18 protein-coding genes and 1 riboswitch are annotated in these 18048 nt (G+C 61.2%); of the genes, 7 read left to right on the top strand and 11 right to left on the bottom strand.

The window, feature by feature from the left end; genetic code table 11:
- Positions 1-43: 43 nt before the first annotated feature.
- Genes FKV68_RS29400 through FKV68_RS29390 form a run of 3 tightly spaced genes read left to right on the top strand, consistent with a single transcriptional unit; the run spans position 44 to position 3122 of the window.
- The gene (locus tag FKV68_RS29400) at positions 44-1375 is read left to right on the top strand and encodes an extracellular solute-binding protein (protein WP_180942452.1); all 1332 of its coding nucleotides are present in this window, start codon (positions 44-46) and stop codon (positions 1373-1375) included.
- Positions 1376-1430: 55 nt separating this feature from the next.
- The gene (locus FKV68_RS29395; protein WP_180942451.1) at positions 1431-2297 is read left to right on the top strand and encodes a carbohydrate ABC transporter permease; all 867 of its coding nucleotides are present in this window, start codon (positions 1431-1433) and stop codon (positions 2295-2297) included.
- Between the two features lie 3 nt (positions 2298-2300).
- Positions 2301-3122, top strand: coding sequence for a carbohydrate ABC transporter permease (locus FKV68_RS29390; RefSeq protein WP_180942450.1), 822 nt, complete (start codon positions 2301-2303; stop codon positions 3120-3122).
- Between the two features lie 117 nt (positions 3123-3239).
- Here the strand turns inward: FKV68_RS29390 and FKV68_RS29385 are convergent, their stop codons facing one another.
- Entirely contained in the window at positions 3240-3659 is a 420-nt protein-coding gene (locus FKV68_RS29385) for a GlcG/HbpS family heme-binding protein (RefSeq protein ID WP_180942449.1), read from the bottom strand.
- 359 nt (positions 3660-4018) lie between these two features.
- Here FKV68_RS29385 and FKV68_RS29380 point away from each other — a divergent pair, with 359 nt between their 5' ends.
- Positions 4019-4534 carry an acyl-CoA thioesterase gene (locus FKV68_RS29380; RefSeq protein ID WP_180942448.1) on the top strand — a complete coding sequence of 172 codons (516 nt, stop codon included), beginning with the start codon at positions 4019-4021 and terminating at the stop codon, positions 4532-4534.
- Positions 4535-4859: 325 nt separating this feature from the next.
- Here FKV68_RS29380 and FKV68_RS29375 read toward each other — a convergent pair whose 3' ends face one another.
- Entirely contained in the window at positions 4860-5297 is a 438-nt protein-coding gene (locus tag FKV68_RS29375; protein WP_153437222.1) for a hypothetical protein, read from the bottom strand.
- A 251-nt stretch (positions 5298-5548) separates the two neighbouring features.
- Positions 5549-6262 carry an SDR family oxidoreductase gene (bdcA, locus tag FKV68_RS29370; RefSeq protein WP_180942447.1) on the bottom strand — a complete coding sequence of 238 codons (714 nt, stop codon included), beginning with the start codon at positions 6260-6262 and terminating at the stop codon, positions 5549-5551.
- A gap of 73 nt (positions 6263-6335) precedes the next feature.
- On the opposite strand from bdcA, the gene FKV68_RS29365 reads away from it, so the two are divergent.
- The 3 genes from FKV68_RS29365 to FKV68_RS29355 all read left to right on the top strand — a co-directional run bounded on the left by FKV68_RS29365 (position 6336) and on the right by FKV68_RS29355 (position 8536).
- Positions 6336-6929, top strand: coding sequence for a TetR/AcrR family transcriptional regulator (locus tag FKV68_RS29365; RefSeq protein ID WP_180942446.1), 594 nt, complete (start codon positions 6336-6338; stop codon positions 6927-6929).
- A gap of 156 nt (positions 6930-7085) precedes the next feature.
- Positions 7086-7188: riboswitch (TPP riboswitch) on the top strand.
- A 113-nt stretch (positions 7189-7301) separates the two neighbouring features.
- Entirely contained in the window at positions 7302-8096 is a 795-nt protein-coding gene (gene thiD, locus FKV68_RS29360) for a bifunctional hydroxymethylpyrimidine kinase/phosphomethylpyrimidine kinase (protein WP_180942445.1), read from the top strand.
- A 230-nt stretch (positions 8097-8326) separates the two neighbouring features.
- Entirely contained in the window at positions 8327-8536 is a 210-nt protein-coding gene (locus FKV68_RS29355) for a hypothetical protein (protein ID WP_180942444.1), read from the top strand.
- A gap of 247 nt (positions 8537-8783) precedes the next feature.
- Here the strand turns inward: FKV68_RS29355 and FKV68_RS29350 are convergent, their stop codons facing one another.
- The 8 genes from FKV68_RS29350 to FKV68_RS29315 all read right to left on the bottom strand — a co-directional run bounded on the left by FKV68_RS29350 (position 8784) and on the right by FKV68_RS29315 (position 17579).
- On the bottom strand, positions 8784-11150 hold the full coding sequence (locus FKV68_RS29350; protein WP_180942443.1) for a polysaccharide biosynthesis tyrosine autokinase: 2367 nt from the start codon (positions 11148-11150) through the stop codon (positions 8784-8786).
- Between the two features lie 65 nt (positions 11151-11215).
- A complete protein-coding gene (locus FKV68_RS29345) occupies positions 11216-12121 on the bottom strand; it encodes a UTP--glucose-1-phosphate uridylyltransferase (RefSeq protein WP_180942442.1) in 906 nt (301 codons plus the stop codon).
- 1 nt (position 12122) lies between these two features.
- On the bottom strand, positions 12123-13133 hold the full coding sequence (locus FKV68_RS29340; RefSeq protein WP_180942441.1) for a glycosyltransferase family 2 protein: 1011 nt from the start codon (positions 13131-13133) through the stop codon (positions 12123-12125).
- Positions 13130-14080 (bottom strand): glycosyltransferase family 2 protein, encoded by a 951-nt coding sequence (locus tag FKV68_RS29335; RefSeq protein WP_180942440.1) that lies wholly within the window; start codon positions 14078-14080, stop codon positions 13130-13132. The genes FKV68_RS29340 and FKV68_RS29335 overlap by 4 nt, the downstream gene beginning before the upstream one ends.
- On the bottom strand, positions 14077-15069 hold the full coding sequence (locus tag FKV68_RS29330) for a glycosyltransferase family 2 protein (RefSeq protein ID WP_180942439.1): 993 nt from the start codon (positions 15067-15069) through the stop codon (positions 14077-14079). Before FKV68_RS29330 ends, FKV68_RS29335 begins: the two co-directional genes overlap by 4 nt.
- Positions 15066-16274, bottom strand: coding sequence for a glycosyltransferase family protein (locus tag FKV68_RS29325; RefSeq protein ID WP_180942438.1), 1209 nt, complete (start codon positions 16272-16274; stop codon positions 15066-15068). Before FKV68_RS29325 ends, FKV68_RS29330 begins: the two co-directional genes overlap by 4 nt.
- Before the next feature lie 109 nt (positions 16275-16383).
- Positions 16384-17175, bottom strand: a complete 792-nt coding sequence (gene exoK / locus FKV68_RS29320; protein WP_180942437.1) for an endo-1,3-1,4-beta-glycanase ExoK — start codon at positions 17173-17175, stop codon at positions 16384-16386.
- A 5-nt stretch (positions 17176-17180) separates the two neighbouring features.
- Positions 17181-17579 (bottom strand): hypothetical protein, encoded by a 399-nt coding sequence (locus tag FKV68_RS29315; protein ID WP_269808471.1) that lies wholly within the window; start codon positions 17577-17579, stop codon positions 17181-17183.
- Positions 17580-18048: the final 469 nt, after the last annotated feature.

The raw sequence follows: 18048 nt of genomic DNA, 5'->3' as shown, positions 1-18048 counted from the left end.
TCGCATGCATTCGAACCGTCAAAAGATAAGAAAGGGAACAACGATGAAACTGAACAGGACGTCTTTTCCGGCTGCGGCCGTTCTTCTCGCAAGCGTTGCCCTGCCGGGCATTTCCCATGCAACCGTCACAGTGCTCGGTTGGCCGGGCGGTTCGGAGGAGACCGCCTTGCGTGCGACCGTCGAGGCCTATAACGCCCAGTCGGGCATTGCCGACGCAGACAAGGTCGAGCTGCTCTTCTTCAACCGTGACGGCTTCTTCGACAAATTGCAGGCGGACATGGCGGCCGGCTCCAACGCCTTCGATGTCAATCTCGTCGCGACCTATTCGATCGGCCGTTATGCGCCTTACATGGAGCCGGTCGATCTCGGCGCCGACGCTGGCAAGGTATTCGGCGAGTCCGTGCTGAAGACGATGCAGTTCGACGGTAAGCAGTATGGCGTGCCGACCGACCTGTCGTTGCACTTCATGTACTACCGCAAGGACCTCGTCGACGCGCTGATGCAGGACGATGCCGCCAAGAAGAAATATGCGGAAATCGCCAAGGAGCATCTCGGCAAGGATCTGCAGCCGAAGGATCCCGATAGCTGGACCTGGGACGATTGGGCGGCGACGACGCTTTATTTCAGCAAGCAGGTGAACTCCGACAGCCCGGTGCGCTACGGCACGGTGCTGCAGATGAAGAACCTGCTCTTCAACATGATGGTGTTCCAGTCTCTGCCGCGTTCCTACGGTGCGGACTGGACGGACAAGGACGGCAACGTCACGGTCGATTCCGACGCCTACAAGACCGGACTGGAGCTTTACAGGAAGCTCTATGACGCCGGTGCCTCGCCGAAAGATTCGCTCAGCTACGAATATGCGGAGACAAACGCGGCCTTTGGCGCCGGCCAGGCGGCGACGGCGCTGCAATGGAATGCCGCGGCCGCCGATTTGACCAATACGGAGAAGACCCCTGCGGTCGCGGCTGTCACCGGCATCGTCGCGCCTCCGGCAGGCCCGAATGGCCGCGCCGACCATATCCATGGGCTCGGTCTCGGCCTCAACAAGAATGCCAAGAACAAGGAGGGTGCCGTCAAGTTCCTCAAATGGCTGGCCACCGAAGATGCCGCTCTGCTTTATGCCCGCAGCGGCGGTTCGCCGGCGCTTGCCCCCGACGTTGCGGCCAAGGTTTCAAACGAGCGACCGGACCTCGTCAAGCTCGGGGAATTCGCCAGCCAATACGGCTACGTGATGAACGGCGCCACCTCGGCAAACGCGCTTTCGATCTACGAGCTGCAGGCAAAGGAATTCACCGGCTACTGGGCTGGCCAGCAAAGTCTGGAAGACGCATTGGCGCACACCAAGACCGGCATGCAGGATCTGCTGAAGAAATAATTTTGAGCCGGACGCTGGGCAAGAGCCTGGCGTCCGGCGCATCTGGCGGATGGAAATGGCTATCGTAAACCGCGCCGAAGGCAGAGCCTATCTCACACCGCTCGTGGGTTTCCTCCTGTTTTTTCTGGGTTTTCCTGCGGCGGTCAATCTGGTCTATTCGATTTCGACGGTCTCATTCGAGACATTGCGCAGTCCGAGCCTCAGCGGTTTCGGCAATTACGCCGCGGTGCTTGCCGACCGCGAATTCTGGGGCGCCGTCTCCTTTTCCATGCGCTTCGGTGTACTGACGGCCCTCGCGGAATGTTTGATCGGACTCTTTCTGGCGGTCTTCCTCACGCCGCTGCTGGCGAGGCGCTCATACCTGATGGCGCCCTTGATGCTGCCGCTGATGGTGGCCCCGGCGATGATCGGACTCATGTACCGGCTCGTCCTGCACGAGTTCGCTGGCCCGGTGCCCTATTATCTGTTCGAATGGTTCGGCGACAGCCCGGCCTTCCTCGACGTCGACAACGCCTTCCGCACGCTGCTCGTTGTCGAAATCCTGCAGTGGACGCCATTCGCCTTCCTGCTCTTTTACATGGCCTATGCGGCGATACCGCTCGAGGTTCGCGAAGCCGCCTCGCTCGATGGCGCGTCGGCCCTGAAGGCGCTCTGGTGGATCGAACTGCCGCTGATGCTGCCGACGCTGGTGATTGCCTTCTTCATCCGCTTCATCGATGGCTTCCGCGTCTTCGACAACGTCTACGCACTCACCGGCAGCGGGGCGGGCGGATCGACGACCTCACTCTCGATCTACATCTACCAGGCCTTCTTCAAGGGCGGGGCGATCGGCAAGGCTGTTGCGGCATCCGTCGTCCTTTTCCTGGCGTCGCTCGCCGTGCTTTACGGCCTCAACTGGATAACAGGCCGCGGGAGGCGCTGACCGATGCTCAACCTGCTGCGCTGGCTTGTCTTCTCGATCGTCGTGCTCGCGATGAATTTTCCCGTCCTCGTCACGGTGATCACGTCCCTCAAGAGCGCGCGCGAACTGTCGTTCAATCCTGGGTTCTGGATCGGCGAGCCGACGCTTGAAAATTACATGCGGGTGCTTGGCGAGACCGATCGCTTCAACATCTACGGCTATCTCTTCAACAGCACCGTCGCCTCGCTGATCGGTACGGGACTGGCGATCGCGCTCGCCTTTCCGGCCGCCTACGCCATCGCCCGAAGCGAAGCGGGGAATCGCACGCTGCTGCCGCTCATCATCAATTTGCGTGCTGTGCCGCTGATCATTTTCGCGATCCCGCTCTATATGATGTACCAGTGGCTGGGGCTGCTCGACACGCAGCTCGGCCTCGGCCTGATCCTGACGATCGTCAACACGCCGCTGGCGCTCGTCATCCTCGTCAATGCGATCTCCGACGTGCCGTCCGAGCTGGACGAGGCGGCAAAGATGGACGGTGCCAGCTCCCGGCAGGTCATGCTGATGATCATCCGTCCGGTGGTGCGCCCGGCGCTCGTCACGACCTTCATCTTCGGGTTCATCACGGCCTGGAACGAATTCCTTTTCGGCCTGATGCTGACGACGAGCCGGGCGGTGCCGATGACGGTCGGAGCGTCATTCTTCTTCGCCGCCAGCGGGGGAGGCGTGCAATGGGGCACCGCCTCAGCCGTCATGGTGCTCGGGGCACTGCCCCCCGCCTTGCTGGGTCTGTTGATGTACCGGCAGATCTCGGCGTCTTTGACCGCGGGTGCAGTGAAGGGTTAGGCCGGCGACTGCTGCTTAGATTATTTCATTGTTTCATTGAAACAGCGAAATAATCTAACTCTTTGAAACTACGCAATTCCGGACGGAAAACCGTTACACACTTTTCCTGAAATTGCTCTAGACCGGATCGGCGTCGATTGCCTTCAGCGCGGCGCGAGCCACCTCGAAATCCTGCTCGCTCGTGCCGGAACCGACGCCGATAGCGCCGGCGAGTTTGCCGCCGAAGCGAATGGGAAGGCCGCCTGCAAGATGCGTCACGCCGCCCTGCGATGCGATCCCCGCGGCAACGCCGAATTCGACCGCCATTGCGCCTGTCGGCCCGTTGATCGAGGCTGCGGTGCGGGCCTTTGCGCGAGCCGTATGCATGCTCAGGTATTTCGCGCCGTCCATGCGGATGCTGGCGATCGTCTCGCCGCTCGCATCGACGATGAAGACGCATTGCGGGACGCCCATCGTTTCCGCGTGGCGCACGGCCGTCGCCAGGGCATTGATTGCGCCTTCGTGGGCAAGACTGATTGTCTCTTTGTAATTCGCCATTGTTTTCTCCTTGTTCGCCACGAGCCTACAATGACAAGCGAAAGTGAGAATGCTCGTGTTCGGCGAAGCACTTTCGCTGCTGGGGAACAAGTCAGAGTGTCGCGGTGGCTTGGTGACCGGAGACTATGTCGCGATCGGTGAGCAGGGAGGTCGTGGTGTTACCGGGCGGGGCCACAATTTGCAGCGTTCGCCGGTCAGCCGTTGGGTTGTCGCGTCAACAGCCAGACAGGTGCTATCTATGTGTATCCTTAAGTTATAGCCGGTTTAAGGATAGAAACAGCCAGCGTTCAAGGCGGTGTTCGATTGCGCATCGGATCGGAAGCACGGCGCAATAGAGGCGAAACGAAAGGATAGAGCCCATGACATCGACGGAACAGGATGCGCGACGCCTTGAAATGACGGTTCTGATGACGCCGGACATGGCCAACTTCAGTGGCAAGGTGCACGGCGGCGCGCTTCTGAATCTGCTCGATCGGGTAGCCTTTTCCTGCGCCTCCCGCTTTTCCAAGCAATATGCGGTGACGTTGTCCGTCGACCAGGTGATATTCAAGGAGCCCATCCATGTGGGCGAACTGGTAACCTTCCGCGCCTCGATCAACTATGCCGGCCGCACGTCGATGGAGGTCGGCATTCGCGTGGAGGCGGAAGATATTCGTGCCGGTACCCGGCGGCATACCAACTCCTGCTATTTCACCATGGTCGCGGTGGACAGCGGGGGCCGCCCGGTGGAGGTGCCGCAATGGCGTCCGGAGACTGCAGCCGATCAACGCCGACATCGTGCGGCCGAGTTGCGCCGGACACTGAGGCGTGAGTTCGCCAACCGGCTGGAGGCGGTTGCGAAAACGGGTCGCGACGTGGAGGGACCGGGGGACTGAGACGATGCCACAGCAGCAAGGGCACGATCTCGACGCGACGCTGTTTTGATTGCCGCACGAGCGGATTTCTGTCGCGAAGGATGTTGGCTTATCTCGCAGGGACCACGGCGGCCAATTGCCACCCATGCGGCCGCGATCGACGAAATCCCGCGCGCATGAAGAGGCGGGGCCACAGGCGGGCCCCGAACCCAGGAGACCAAACGTTCTCATCCCGGCCGAAGCGGTCGGGTTGATGCAGATAAGCCAGCCATAAGCATCTGCTTTGCGGTCAGGCCAAGCGGCCAACCGCTTCAACCATCAGGCCGCAGAGCGTGGCCGGCTGGCCTCAACCGACAAATATGGCGCGCAAACGCGCGAACAGGCCTGTCTGCTTGCCGGCTATCGCCGAGCGGATGTGACGGGCCGCCGTCGCAGCGCTTACCGTAGCACCGAAGTGGCAATAGCAGATAACCCTGTGCAGTTGCTCGTCGCTCAGTTCGAAGAACCGCTTTGCTTCGCCATAAGTGTCATTTTCCATTCCGGCTGCGCGCAGGACGGGGTCCTTGAATGCGACCGAGATCGGCGAGTCGTCGCCGCGCATGGTCGCACGCACTCTGGCCGGCTGGTACTCGGTCTCGTGCAGCGTCGAGAGGTGTCTGTGCGGAATTTGTTCGAGGAGTTCCGCCCAGCGTTCCAGACGCTCTGCGCGCGTTGTAAGCCGGCGCGGGAAGTCCTGCTTGACCTCTGCGACGATCTGCAGTTGCTCGAGTGCATGGTGCTTCATTTTGGCCTCCATTCAGACGATAGTTGCTCCGCCCCAGTTCCGAATTCAGCCCACTATAAAAGTGACTCTTGCGCGTGCCGAAGTCCAATCACGATCTGTCGTGGAGAGCCGCTTTCACCAAAATGTGCAGCTTTCGCAACGGCGTGGCCTTCTTGCGAGCCTCGTTTTGCGCGTGTCCGGAGATATTGCACACAGGCCACAACCCCATGCCCGGATGCAACCGCCGCATGGGGTCGGATCATGGCCGCGCACTAGGCGCCAAAGCCGCCGTCGATGGTATGAAGCGCTCCGGTCGTGAAACCGGCTTCGGGGCCAGCGAGGTAGGCCGCAAGACCGGCGACTTCCTCCGGGCGGCCATGGCGCTTGATCGCCATGAAGCTGTGCATGAAATCGCTCATCGGGCCGTCTTCCGGGTTCATGTCGGTCGATGTCGGGCCGGGCTGGATGACGTTGACCGTGATGCCCTTAACGCCAAAATCACGGGCGAGACCACGGGCCATGCCCTGCACGGCAGACTTGGTCAGCGCATAAGCGGCACCGCCTGCAAAGGGCATGCGATCACCGTTTACCGAGCCGACGATGATGATGCGACCGCCTTCGGGCATCTGCCGCGCGGCCTCGACCGCCGCGTGATAGGGTGCGCGCACATTCACGTCGATCATCCGGTCGACGGCATCCGCATCCACCTCCAGAGGATCGCCGAGAACCAGGGTTCCTGCGTTCACAACGAGGACGTCGAGCGCGCCTTGATCCTTCACGACCTTGATGACGGCATCGCGGTCCGAAGCATCCGATTGGATCGCAGTCGAGCCCGTTTCCGAGGCCAGTGCCTTTGCCGCCTCGGTTGCCCCGGCATAGGTGAAGGAAACGACCGCACCTTCATTGGCGAAACGCCGGACGATTGCCGCACCGATCCCGCGGCTGCCGCCGATGACGAAGATCTTCTTTCCGCTGAAACTGGTCATTGCTCTCTCCTTGAGAAAAAATGTAGTAAGTGCTACATAATATGAGCAGGAGACGAGCGCAAGGAATTTTGTAGTGCACGATACAAAAAATGCGAAACCGCGCGGTCGGCCCCGTGCCTTTGATGTCGATGAAGCCGTCGGCAAGGCGCAGGCACTGTTCCATCAACGGGGATACGACGCCGTCAGCCTCGCGGACCTGACGGGTGCGCTTGGAATCAATCCGCCGAGCTTCTATGCCGCGTTCGGCAGCAAGGCCGATCTCTATGGGCGTGCGCTCGAGCGCTACGCGAAGACGGAAGGCCTGGACTTCGAGCGCCTGCTTGCGCCGGACAAGGCATTTAACGAAGCGCTGGCAGCGCTATTCGAAGCCGCAGCCGTTGCCTATACGGCGGATCCTGGCGCCACCGGCTGTCTGGTGATCGAAGGCGCGCGCGGCGGAACGGATGCCGTCGCCTGCGATAAGGCAAAGACGCTCTGGCGTCAGAGCCGTCAGCTGGTGCGCGATGCGATCGCCCGCCGAGAGGCAGACCAGGCGGACGAGATCGCCGACTATGTGATGGCTGTGCTGGCGGGGATTTCGGCAAGTGCGCGCGACGGTCTCGACGTTAGCCGCCTGCGCGCGATCGGGTGCTGGGCATCGCGGGCCTTCATGCACGAGAGGACATAGGCACTTCGCGGTCAGTCGTGCTCGAGCTGCATCGCGGTGATCAAGCGCACGCGTGCGGCGAGCGCATCGATGGCGCGTTCGCCGAGTTCGCAGGCAACGAGATTGAGAAGGCTTGCTACTTTGTTGACAGACCGGCGTCGCTGTCCGATACAATGCCGACATTCCGAGGGGAGCACCGGGCGGTGCTGAGACGGCGGTGAGCCGGACCCTTGAACCTGATCCGGGTCATGCCGGCGTAGGAACGGGAACAGCACCCTTGAAGGCGCTCTCGCCACTTCTTCGCGATTTCCTGGATCTCCGTGATGTTCCAATCTGGAGACCGACAATGATGCTCAATCTTTCGTTTCTGCCTGTTGTCGAGGTGCAAGCCCGATGACGGCGATCGCGCTGACCATAGCCGGTTCCGATTCCGGCGGCGGGGCAGGCATTCAGGCTGACCTCAAGACATTCTCCGCGCTCGGTGTCTACGGCGCCAGCGTCATCACCGCCGTGACGGCTCAAAATACGAAGGGCGTCACCGCCGTCGCCGACCTTTCACCGGAAATCGTCGCGGCACAGATCGACGCGGTCTTTGCCGATCTCGACGTCGCTGCCGTCAAGATCGGCATGGTCTCGCGCCAGGAGACGATCGCCGCCATCGCCGGCGGGCTGCGCCGCTTCGGCAAGCAGGCGGTTATCGATCCGGTCATGGTGGCGACCTCCGGCGACCGGTTGTTGCAGCCGGATGCTGTGGCGACGCTGACGGAGGAACTCTTGCCGCTGGCGCTGGTCGCCACTCCGAACCTGCCCGAAGCCGCATTGCTGACCGGCCGTTCGATCGCCGAGGATGAAACGGAGATGGCGCGGCAGGCCGAAGTCATTCTGACGACCGGTGCCCGTTCGGTGCTGCTCAAGGGCGGCCATCGGACGGGCAGCGAAGCAACTGACCTCTTTTTTGACGGCACGACGCTTATCCGCCTCCCGGCAGCCAGGATCGAGACGAGCAACGATCACGGCACGGGCTGTACGCTTTCGGCGGCCGTCGCTGCCGGCCTCGCGCTCGGACGGCCGTTGATCGACGCGGTGCGCGAGGCGAAGGCCTACCTGCATGCTGCGCTTTCCGCGGCGAATACCTTGTCTGTGGGCGAAGGACGGGGGCCCGTGCACCACTTCCACCGTTGGTGGTGATATGGGGATGGCAGGGCATTATCGAAGCCGCATCCCAACACAGCCGCCGCCTCGGTGTCGCCATTGTTGCGATGCAACATGTTTTCGTCCAAGGTTAACGGATGACCGCGTGATTCCTAAAACGTAGCCGATTTACGGATAAAACAAGCGGCAATTTAAATCGCTTCAGCGGCCTTTGCGCGTCTCAGGACGCGCGGCGCTGTAGCCGGTTCCACGAAGGCAGAGGATAGATGCAGTTCCTTGCTCGTCGTTTGGAAGCGTTCAACCGAGACGAATTGCCGGACTGGCGCCGATCGCCGACGGTGCTGGGTCGCGCGCTGCGGCTCGTTCCGAGCCTCTTGGAGTTTTCCCTGTTCTATCTCCTGGCGTTCGCCATCCTCGCGGGCGTGGTGGCACTGATGGCGCTGGCCTGGATCTTCAGGGTCGATCGAAAGCCGTAGTAAGGACGTCTCGATCAGACGAGAAATTTCAAGGATTTAGATCATTTTATTGACCCAATAAAGTAACGAAATGATAGGCCTTGCGGCGTGCGTAGCTACCTACCGCATGTTTCCTTAGAGCAATTCCAGGAGAAGTGTGTAACGGTTTTCCGTCCGGAATTGCGTAGTTTCAAGGAGCCGATTCTAAGGATAAAAACATGCAGCGTCGCGCGTCGACGCTGCATGGCAGATGCGGGCATCCATTAGCTCACGCCGCGGGCCGGTCCCCGCTGATCGAATGCTCGACATAGTATTTGCCGTAACGGTGTCGATATTTCTCGACGCCGCCGAAGTCGCTGTACTTCGAAAGCTCGTCCATGTCGGTCTTGTTGAGGATGACCCCGAGCACCTTGGAATTGATTTGCGGCTCGGAATGGAGCACGTCGCGCACCAGTCGGGACGGTGTCTTTCCCCATTCGACAACGAAGATGAAACCATCTGCAAGCGGAGCAAAGGCCTTCGCATCCACCACAGGCGCGAGCGGAGCGAGGTCGACGACGACGTAGTCGAACGAACTGCGCGCATTCTCGATCAGGTTTGCCATGGCCGCCGAGGCGAGCAGTTCGTGGCTCTGATGGGGTTGATGGTTGGACGCCCCGCCGCCGACAGGGAAGATCGCAAGTTTGGTGCGCTGGTCGACCTTGATGCCGGCGGGCCAGGTGGCTTCACCCATCAGCGTCTCGACGAGCCCCGTGCGGGGGGCGGGCGTGATCATCTGGGTGAGGCCGGGCTTGCGGATATCGCCATCGATCAAGAGCGTCCGCTTTCCGCTGGCGGCCAACTGCGCCGCGAAGTTTGCGGCGATGACCGATTTCCCTTCGTCCGGAACCGCTGACACGATCCCGATCACCCGGCTGTCGTTGCCGTGCAGCATGTGATCGCAAGCAAGCTTGGCATTCCGGAAGGTCTCGGCAAAGGAGGATTGTGGCGCTTCGAGGACCATGCGCGACAGGCGCTGGAAGGCCACCGTCTCCTCGCCGAGTATTTCCGGTTGCCTGTCGGAGGCAAAGCGTGTGCGGACGAGTTCCGCACTTTTCTTTGTCCGTGAACCGATCAGCGGCACATAACCGAGCGACTTGTGACCGAGGATTGTGCGCACATCGTCTTCAAGCCGGAAGGTTCTCTCGCGGAACTCCTGGAAGGCGGCGAAGGCGCCGCCGGCCATCAAGCCGAGCACGGCGGAAAGTGCAAGCGTCAGGGTCTTCTTCGGGCTCGACGGGGCGGTGGGAACGCCGGCTTCGGAGATGACCCGAGCCTTGGCGATTGGGAAGGAGCGTTGCTGCGCGGCCTGCTCGTAGCGGCCGAGATAGGACTCATAAAGCGTCTTCAGAGCCGCCGCCTTCTGCTCCAGGTCCCTCAACTGAACGAGCGACTTGTTGGCATTCGTGTTTTTCCCCACGACTCCTTCGATGCTTTCACGCAGTGACTGCTCGCGCGAGCGGGCGACTTCATATTCATTCTTGTAGCTCGCCGTCAGTTGCTGCAGTTCCTGGTAGATCTGCCGCCCCATGTCGGCCTGCTCGGCCCTCAGTGATACAGCCTGAGGGTGGTCCTTGCCAAAGCTTCGGGCGACCTCCTGCTCGCGCTTCACGACGGCGAGATAGCGGGCCCTGAGGTCGCGGATCACCATGTTGTCTCCCTCTTTGGGAGAAATCGTCGCGTTGTTAACGGCGGTTTCCGGCCCCTGGTCGACAATCGACTTGAACTGGTTGTAGCGCGCCGAGGCACTTGCAGTGTCGGCCTGGGCGACGATGAGCTGGCTGTTGAGGTCCGACAATTGCTGTTCCGACATCAGCTCGCCGCGCGCGGCAGTCAGACCGTTTTCGCTTCTGAACTGCTCAACCTCGAGTGCCGCCGCCAGGGAGCGCTGCCGCAAATCCGTTAGGCGTTCCTGCAGCCAGACGGAAGCACGTTCCGTCGCTTCGAAATTGGCGTTCAATTGATCGGTGAGATATGCCTGCGCATAGCCACGCACGACGGTTGCGGCAAGGAGGGGGTCGTTCGACTTATAGGAGAGGGCCACCACCGAGCTTCGCGATACGCGCTCGACCGTGAGGGCCTGCTGGATCAACGCTGCCGCCGCCAGCCGCCGATTCTTGCGTAATACCTCCTCCGAAACCGTCGGACCTGACGAAAAGAGGCCGGTCGCTGTCCTCACCCAATCCTTGACGTAGGCAACCGGCGAAAGCGGCGGATTCATGATCGTCTGGTTCTCGGAAAGATTGAGTTTGTCGACGACCCGCAGGGCAAGCTCGCCGGACTTCAGGATCTCCACGGCGCTCGCGATCTGAGTGTCCAGCATTTGGCTGTTTGCCGGCGTTGGCTCTTCTTCGGCAAACTTTGACAAGTTCTCGTCGAGCAGAACCTGCGTCATGGACGTGTAGGTCGGTGTCGCGAAAAGCAGGTAGACGACACCCAGCATGATGAAGAGGACAACAAAGGCCGCGACCATTTTTGCCCTGCGGGCGGCAATCGCCAGAAGCCGATCAAGATTGATAAAGCCGTCGGATTCTTCCTCGGGGGGCACAATGCTCAAGGGGACACTTCTTTGTTTCATGGGGGCCGCTCTGTTCATTTTTTTCTCCGGTCCGTGCCGGCGGCTCCTGCTGTATGTTTCCGGAGCCGCCGGGAAACATTTGCTTATGCCGCTCGGATGCGGCTTTCGTGAGACAAGACGATCTCGCGAACGGATTCGAAGACCATGTCGCCGATATCCGCCCGGTCAAGCGCGAAGGCGACGTTCGCCTCGATGAAGCCTTGCTTCGAACCGCAATCGAAGGTTCTGCCCTCGTAGGGATGGGCGTGGAAGGGCTGATTTGCCGAAAGCTTCAGCATCCCGTCGGTCAACTGGATTTCGTTACCTGCGCCGCGTTGCTGGTGTGCGAGGATGGAAAAGATCTCAGGCTGGAGGATGTAGCGGCCGTTGAGATAGTAGTTTGACGGAGCCTCGCCCGCGGCGGGCTTTTCCACCATCTCTGTTACCGCAAATCCGTGCTTCACCGTTTCGCCCTTGCCGACGATGCCGTATTTGGAGGCGTCTTCGGGGGCGCATTGCTCGACGGCGACCACGTTGCCTCCGACCTCCTGGTAGAGATCCATCAGGCCGGCCATGCAGCCGCGTGGGCCGAATGAAACCATGTCGGGGAGCAGCAGCGCGAAGGGCTCGTCGCCGATAAGATCGCGTGCGCACCAGACCGCATGGCCAAGGCCGAGCGGGGCCTGCTGGCGCGTGAAGCTCACGGAACCGGCCGTCGGCAGCATGCTTTCGAGTTCGGAAATCTGCGCGCTCTTGCCTGAACGTGACAGCGACGAGATCAGTTCCGGCGTGTCGTCGAAGTGGTCTTCGATCGCCTGCTTGTTGCGGCTGGTGACGAAAACGATGTGCTCGATGCCGGCCTGACGGGCCTCGTCCACGGCGTATTGAACCACGGGCCGATCGACGATCGTCAACATTTCCTTCGGCACGGCCTTCGTTGCGGGAAGGAAACGGGTTCCATTTCCGGCAACGGGAATTACGGCTTTCCTGACGGTCCTGATACGGTCCATTCTATCGTCCTTTGCTTGTAAAAGGGCTGTCGCCCGGCGGGGATTGTTCGGTCGCCACCGTGATGGGGGCGGTGCTTGAGCGCGCCGCAAGGCGGCGCAGTCGTACGGCGATCGGCATGTGCAAATGCCGAAGCGCAAGGGGGTCGGCGAGCGCGGTCTTCAGCGCGCCGGCCAACGATCTGGTTTTCAACTGCTCGATGAGGACGAGAAACGAGCGCGCCTGGTGGAAGCCGCGGGTACGCTTGCGCTGCATTCTCTCGGACAGGATATCAAGCGGAAAGCGGCGCAGGAATGCCTCGTCCGCGGACATCATGGCGTCGATATGGTCGAGCTTGAGCACGCGAGAGATGGAACCCTCGCGGATATGATAGATATAGCCGGCCGAAGGCTCGATGGCGCAGCGGGCGCCGGAGGCAAGGGCGGAGGCAAGCAGAATGTAGTCCTCGCCGATCCGGAGCGCTTCGTCGAAACTGAGGTCATGCCTTTCGAGGAAGTGCCGCTCGAACACGGGCTTCATGTAGCCGAAGTTGTGCTGCGAGCGGAAGATCACATTCGACTCGATGAAGGCGGGAAGCGTCAGAAGCGGCTGCCGAGCAAGTTCGGCCTCCGGGAACATTCTGATGCTCTGCCCATCGAGCGAGACGACGTCGAGATTGTCGACGACGACCTGCGCTCCGGTCTTCTCGGCGCGTTCGATCATGCGCGCCAGCCGATCCGGCCTCACGGTGTCGTCGGAATCGAGAACCGCGATCCACTTGCCGCGCGCCGCCGCCAAGCCGGCATTGCGGGCCCCTCCGGGGCCGCGGTTCTGCTCGAGAGCAATCAGGCGCAGCCTCGGGTCGGCGATGGTAGAAACGATCTCCACCGTCCCGTCTGAAGACCGATCGTCGACGATCACCACCTCGACGGTAACGCCTTCCTGACGAAGCGCACTTTCGACGGCGCGCACGATCGTCTCCGCGGCATTGTAGGCGGCCACGACAAAGGTGACGTCCGGAACGAACCCGCTCATGGCGATGTCACCCCCGTTGCTCCGTATTGTTCAAGTTCCTTGTGGCCCAGGAGCCCGCTAACGACGCCGGCGTGCATGATCGCCCGCAGCGCAAACCGATAGCGGTGTACGGGTGAGGGCAGCAAAAGCAGGGTCGCCAACGAGCAATAGGCCGATTTGGCCGATGCCAGGGCGAGGTTCCACGGCCGCCGCGAACGGTTCGATTTCTCCGACAGCAAGCGCCCGTGCGTCTGGCCGGAGCGAAAGCGACGCTTCGAAAGCCACGCGAGCGAGGCCCGATTGTCCGGCACCGGTTCGTAAACCCAGGCCCCTGAGGCGAAAGCGATTGTGCCTCCGGCGTCATGCATGGCGGCGAAGAAGTCCGTGTCTTCGCCGCCGCTTTTGCCAAGCGCGAGCTTGAAGCGACGGCCGGTTAGCGCCGGGGCTCCGACGTTCAGCATGACGTTGCAGGTGTAGCCGGTGCGAATTTCACCACCGACCCAGACGGGCCGTGTCGAATGAAAATCGCCGCGACGCATCCAGGCGGGCGCCGACGTGCCGTAGGCAGCATGGACCGGTCCGAGGACCGCATCGGCGCCAGTCGTTCGCGCGGCTTCCACGAGGGCTACCAACCACTCTTTCGAAGCGGTCTCATCATCGTCGATGAAGGCGAGAAAATCGCCTGTACTGTTGTCGAGGCAGGCGTTGCGCGCGAGCGAGATGTTCGACGCCGGGCAATGGACATAGGTGATGTCGAAGGGCATCTCCGGGCGGAGGGAATCGACATGAGACTTTGCGCTAGGTTCGACGTCGTTGTCCGCCACGATGATACGGACCACCGCGTTCGCGGGCACCGTGATTCCCGCCAGCGAGCGAAGCGTCTCGACGAGCGCGGGCCGACGGAAGGTGCAAACGGCGATATCGATCCGCATCGGCTTCTGCGATGCTTCTTTGCTTGCAGCCGTCATGGGATCACCCGAAACCGTCGCAAGTCGAGAAGCTCACGCCAGAAGCCGGCCGACCAGGCGAGATGCATGACCATTGCCGAGACGGCAGCCAGCGGCCCATAGGGATTTCTCTGGCCGAGCGCCATCCATGCGCCATAGCCAAGGCACGCAAGTGCCCAGACGCCGAACGGAATGGCGGCGACCCAGTTGACGACGGCAAGCAGTGCTCCGACAGCCACGGGCGCGACCGCCAGCGGCAGCATCTGCCGCAAGCCGGGCACGGCGCGATGCTTGAGGAAGTTCTTTGCACGGCCACGGCCATAACCGAAGTACTGCCGGAAGAGCGGGCCGACCTTCGCGCGCGGGTAGTAGACCATGTTCGTCTTGTCGGTCATCCAGATGCGGTACCCGGCTTTCGCCAAGCGATAGTCCAACTCAGCATCTTCATTGTGGCTGAACGTCTCGTCGTAACCTCCGACCATCTGGAAAGCGGCGATGCGCATGAGCGCGTGGTGCCCGTGTTCGGCCCAATGACCGGCCGCGCCGGCCCGATGCTTGGAGCCGCCGTTGCCAAGCGTCGAGTTTTGGGCGAAGGCAGTTGCCTTCTGAAAGGTGCTGAAGCCGACAGTCTGCATCGCCACGACCACCGAGTCGGCGTCGGTCGCCACGGCCTCTTCGACGAGACGTTGGCAATAGTCGTCCGGGTAGCTCCCATGCGCGTCGATGCGGATCAGGTAGTCGAAGGAGGACCCAAGTTCCGAAACGGCCCGGTTGATCGCCGCGCTCTGTATGCGCTTCGGGTTGTCGAGGAAAAAGACACGTTCGTCCTCGGCAGCAAGACGGCTCGCGATCTTGCGCGTACCGTCGATGCTGCCGCCGTCGACGATCGCAATCTTTGCGTTCAGCGGCTCCAGGGATGGGCGCAGCTTTGCGACCAGCTCCTCGATGTGCTCGGCCTCGTTGAGGCAAGGAATGACGATCAGGCTGGAGGTCAGACGGTTCGGGCTCATAGCAATCCACCCTCGTTGTGGCGGGGCTCCGGTATGGCCGGAGTCGGCATCGTTTGCGGCGTTTCGACAGCGAGTGCCGCAAGGCGCCGCACCAGGGCCTCGCAGTCCGTACGGTCGAAGACCCAGGTTCCGGAGTTGCATTGGGCGACACTGTTGGCAGCTTCGATGTATCGATCCGGCGTCATCGATCCGATCAGCGTGGCAAGGCTGTCGGCATTGGCCTCCTCCAGCACCAGCCCGATGCCACGCACCGAGAGGAAACGTGCCGTCTCGGTGCCCTTCATGGCGATAGGCACCCGTCCGTAGCGGCATCCCTCATAAAGGCGGTTCGGCAGCAGCCATGCGGAATTCTGGCCCTCCTCGAAGAAATCGATCGCCCATGTGAAGTGGACATCGCCATAAATGTCGGCGAGGTCTTCCGGATTCCGGTAGGCCCCATCGAAGCGCAAGAAGGGCTCATTGCGGACGAAAGCGTCAAAATCCTCGAATTCGGAATAAGCGGGCCTACCCCGCAGAACGATTTCGAAGCGGCCCTCCATCTTTCTGGAGAACTCGGCGAGCAGCGCGAGCGACTTGGCGCAGCGCAAGGCTCCGAACCAGCCGATCTTCCATGGAGGACCGGGCACCGGGCATTGCGCGGAAACGGCGATCCGATCCGCAGGGCCATCGATCTCCAGGACCTTGTTTTCGAGAAGCAGCGCCGGCGCGTCGAGCCCCGAGAGCGGCCGAAAATAGTGTTCGATGAAGGCTGGCGAACTGGTGATCAGCCAGCGCGCGTCGCGTCCGAGACGAGCCTCCGTGGCACGCAGCGCCCGCCCGACGACGTCCTTGCGCAGGAGCAAGCGGTGTATGTCGAGGCACTCGTAGACAATCGGAACCTGGCCGCCGAAAAGCGACACGGCGCGTTTGGCGATGGCCAGCATCTCGAGATTGCGTGCGATGATCAGGTCGGGCTTGCCGACATGCGCCAGCTTGCTCTTCAGCGAAAGGCAGGCGGCGGCAACCGCTCCGATGCGCTGCGCAAAGCGACCGTCGGCCGTAACCCCCAGTTCGATCGGCTCGATGCCATGCATGGCGGCGAGCGAATTGGCGTCCCGGCGAAAGCCGGCAAGCGTCACATTCGCTCCACCCGCGACGAGCGTCAGAAGCCGCCGGCGTACGGCAGGATCAGCAAGGTCCTGTGCCAAATAAAGTATCTGCAGCATGAAAACGTCCGTTTCCGTGCTCAGCCCCAGCCGAGCTTAATTCAGTTCTTTGTGCATCGCAACAAAACGCTGCATATGCTCAATTGTTGGTCAAATGCTCGGAAGCTGCTCAATCCATGCGGCAGGCGATTGACTCGGCGAACTGGCACTCGTCGCCAGGAGCCGTGAAGGCGACACGATCGACCTGAAGCATTGTCGGCTCCGTGTAGGAAAATGTGCCCATCCAGTCGCTGAGGGTGTCCGTTCCCCAAAGGCTGAAGAAAATCTTCTGCGCGTTCGACGGGATCTTCGCCGGATCCGTGACCTCATGGACCAGTTCGCCGTTGACGTAGTAGCGGATCCGGTCCTTCTCCCAGACAAAGGCGTAGTCGTTGAAGCCCTGGTTGGCTCCGCCTGGAACATCGGCAAGATGCTCGTTGCCGCCCTTGGCCGAAACATATTGATTGACCTGGACTTTCGCCGGATTCTTGCCGAGCACTTCGAAATCGATCTCGTCGTGCGGTTTCTTGTCGGCGGGACCGATGTAGGTGAAGAAGGCCGAGTTCAGGCCAGACCCGTCCGCCGTCTTGATCCGCGCCTCGTACGTGCCGTAGCCGAAACGCTTGCGGGTCTGAATTTCACCGCAGGCGAAATTGCGCTCGCCCTCCTTTCGATGTTCGAAGGCAAGTTCCAAAATGCCGTTGTTTATCTTCACTTGCTTCTTGGACCAGGTGCAGTTCTGGTGGGCGCCGTTGTTCCATCCGTCCGAGACGTACCAGAAGCCGGTGTTCAAAGTGTCGAAATCGTCCATGAAGGATGCGCCGTTGGCGCCCGGCTGGGCGACCGCCGCTCCGGCAAGGCCCGCAAGCGGAAGCGTGACGAGTGTGAGGTTGCGCAGGCGCGCATAACAGTCGGATATCATTGTCATTACCTTTGTTGCGGCGAATAGCTCGCATGTCCGCCACCTTGTGCCGGAAGCGCCCTTCGCCCTTTCCCTGCCCGGCTCCCCGTGAGGGCGTCGAGCAGGTCGGGTGCCTGTCGCCTCATGAGATTGTGGGAAGCGACTAGGATCGCGATCACCAGGATCGGCATCGTGAAGTAGAAGAGGGGGTGGTAGATCAGCCCGCTGCGATTCCAGAGCATCCAGAACAGGACAAACAACGGATAGTGAGCGCAGAAAATCCAGAAGCTTGGGCCCCCGGTTCGGGTCAGTCGCTCGCCGAGGCCGGCGCGCATGCGCGCGAACACGATGCAGGAAACCAGCACAATGCGCATCAGATCGATCCGCGACGAAACACTCGCGTCCATACCCACGATGTCAGTCACTCCCTATCTGGCAGCGCTCGGCGGCAGCCGTCTCAACAGAGCGTCTTGAGCCCGTAGGAAGTAAACTAGAGCATCGGCGAAGAAAAAATATGGCAGTGCAGCAGAAAAATGAAACGAATCCTGCTGCGCTGCACCTAAACGGCGAGCCCGTGAGAAACCGGCGGTGGCCGCTCCATGCCGTGCTTCTTTGAAAAACCTCGGTTTCGTCGCATGTTGTAGAAATTGTGCCCCGCAAAATTCTGGGGCAAGCAGAGGTTGAGTTACAGAAATATGATTTTTTTAATCGATTGTGTTTTTCGACGGCCGATCGGGCGTGGGAGCGAAGGACGCGACGAATTGCGGCAAGCTTTGGGCAGCTTTTCGGCGTGCGATCGAGGATAGAGTCGGCAAACGCCAAAGCCGTTGAACATGCTCGGATATTTGGCGTCGCGCCCAAGCCGGGTTGACTGGCCGCCTTGTTGACCGTGCC

The sequence above is a fragment of the Sinorhizobium mexicanum genome (assembly GCF_013488225.1).
GTDB classification, from domain to species: Bacteria; Pseudomonadota; Alphaproteobacteria; order Rhizobiales; family Rhizobiaceae; genus Sinorhizobium; species Sinorhizobium mexicanum.
Note: the sequence above shows the minus strand (reverse complement) of the source record. Positions and strands in the feature narration are given on the sequence as shown.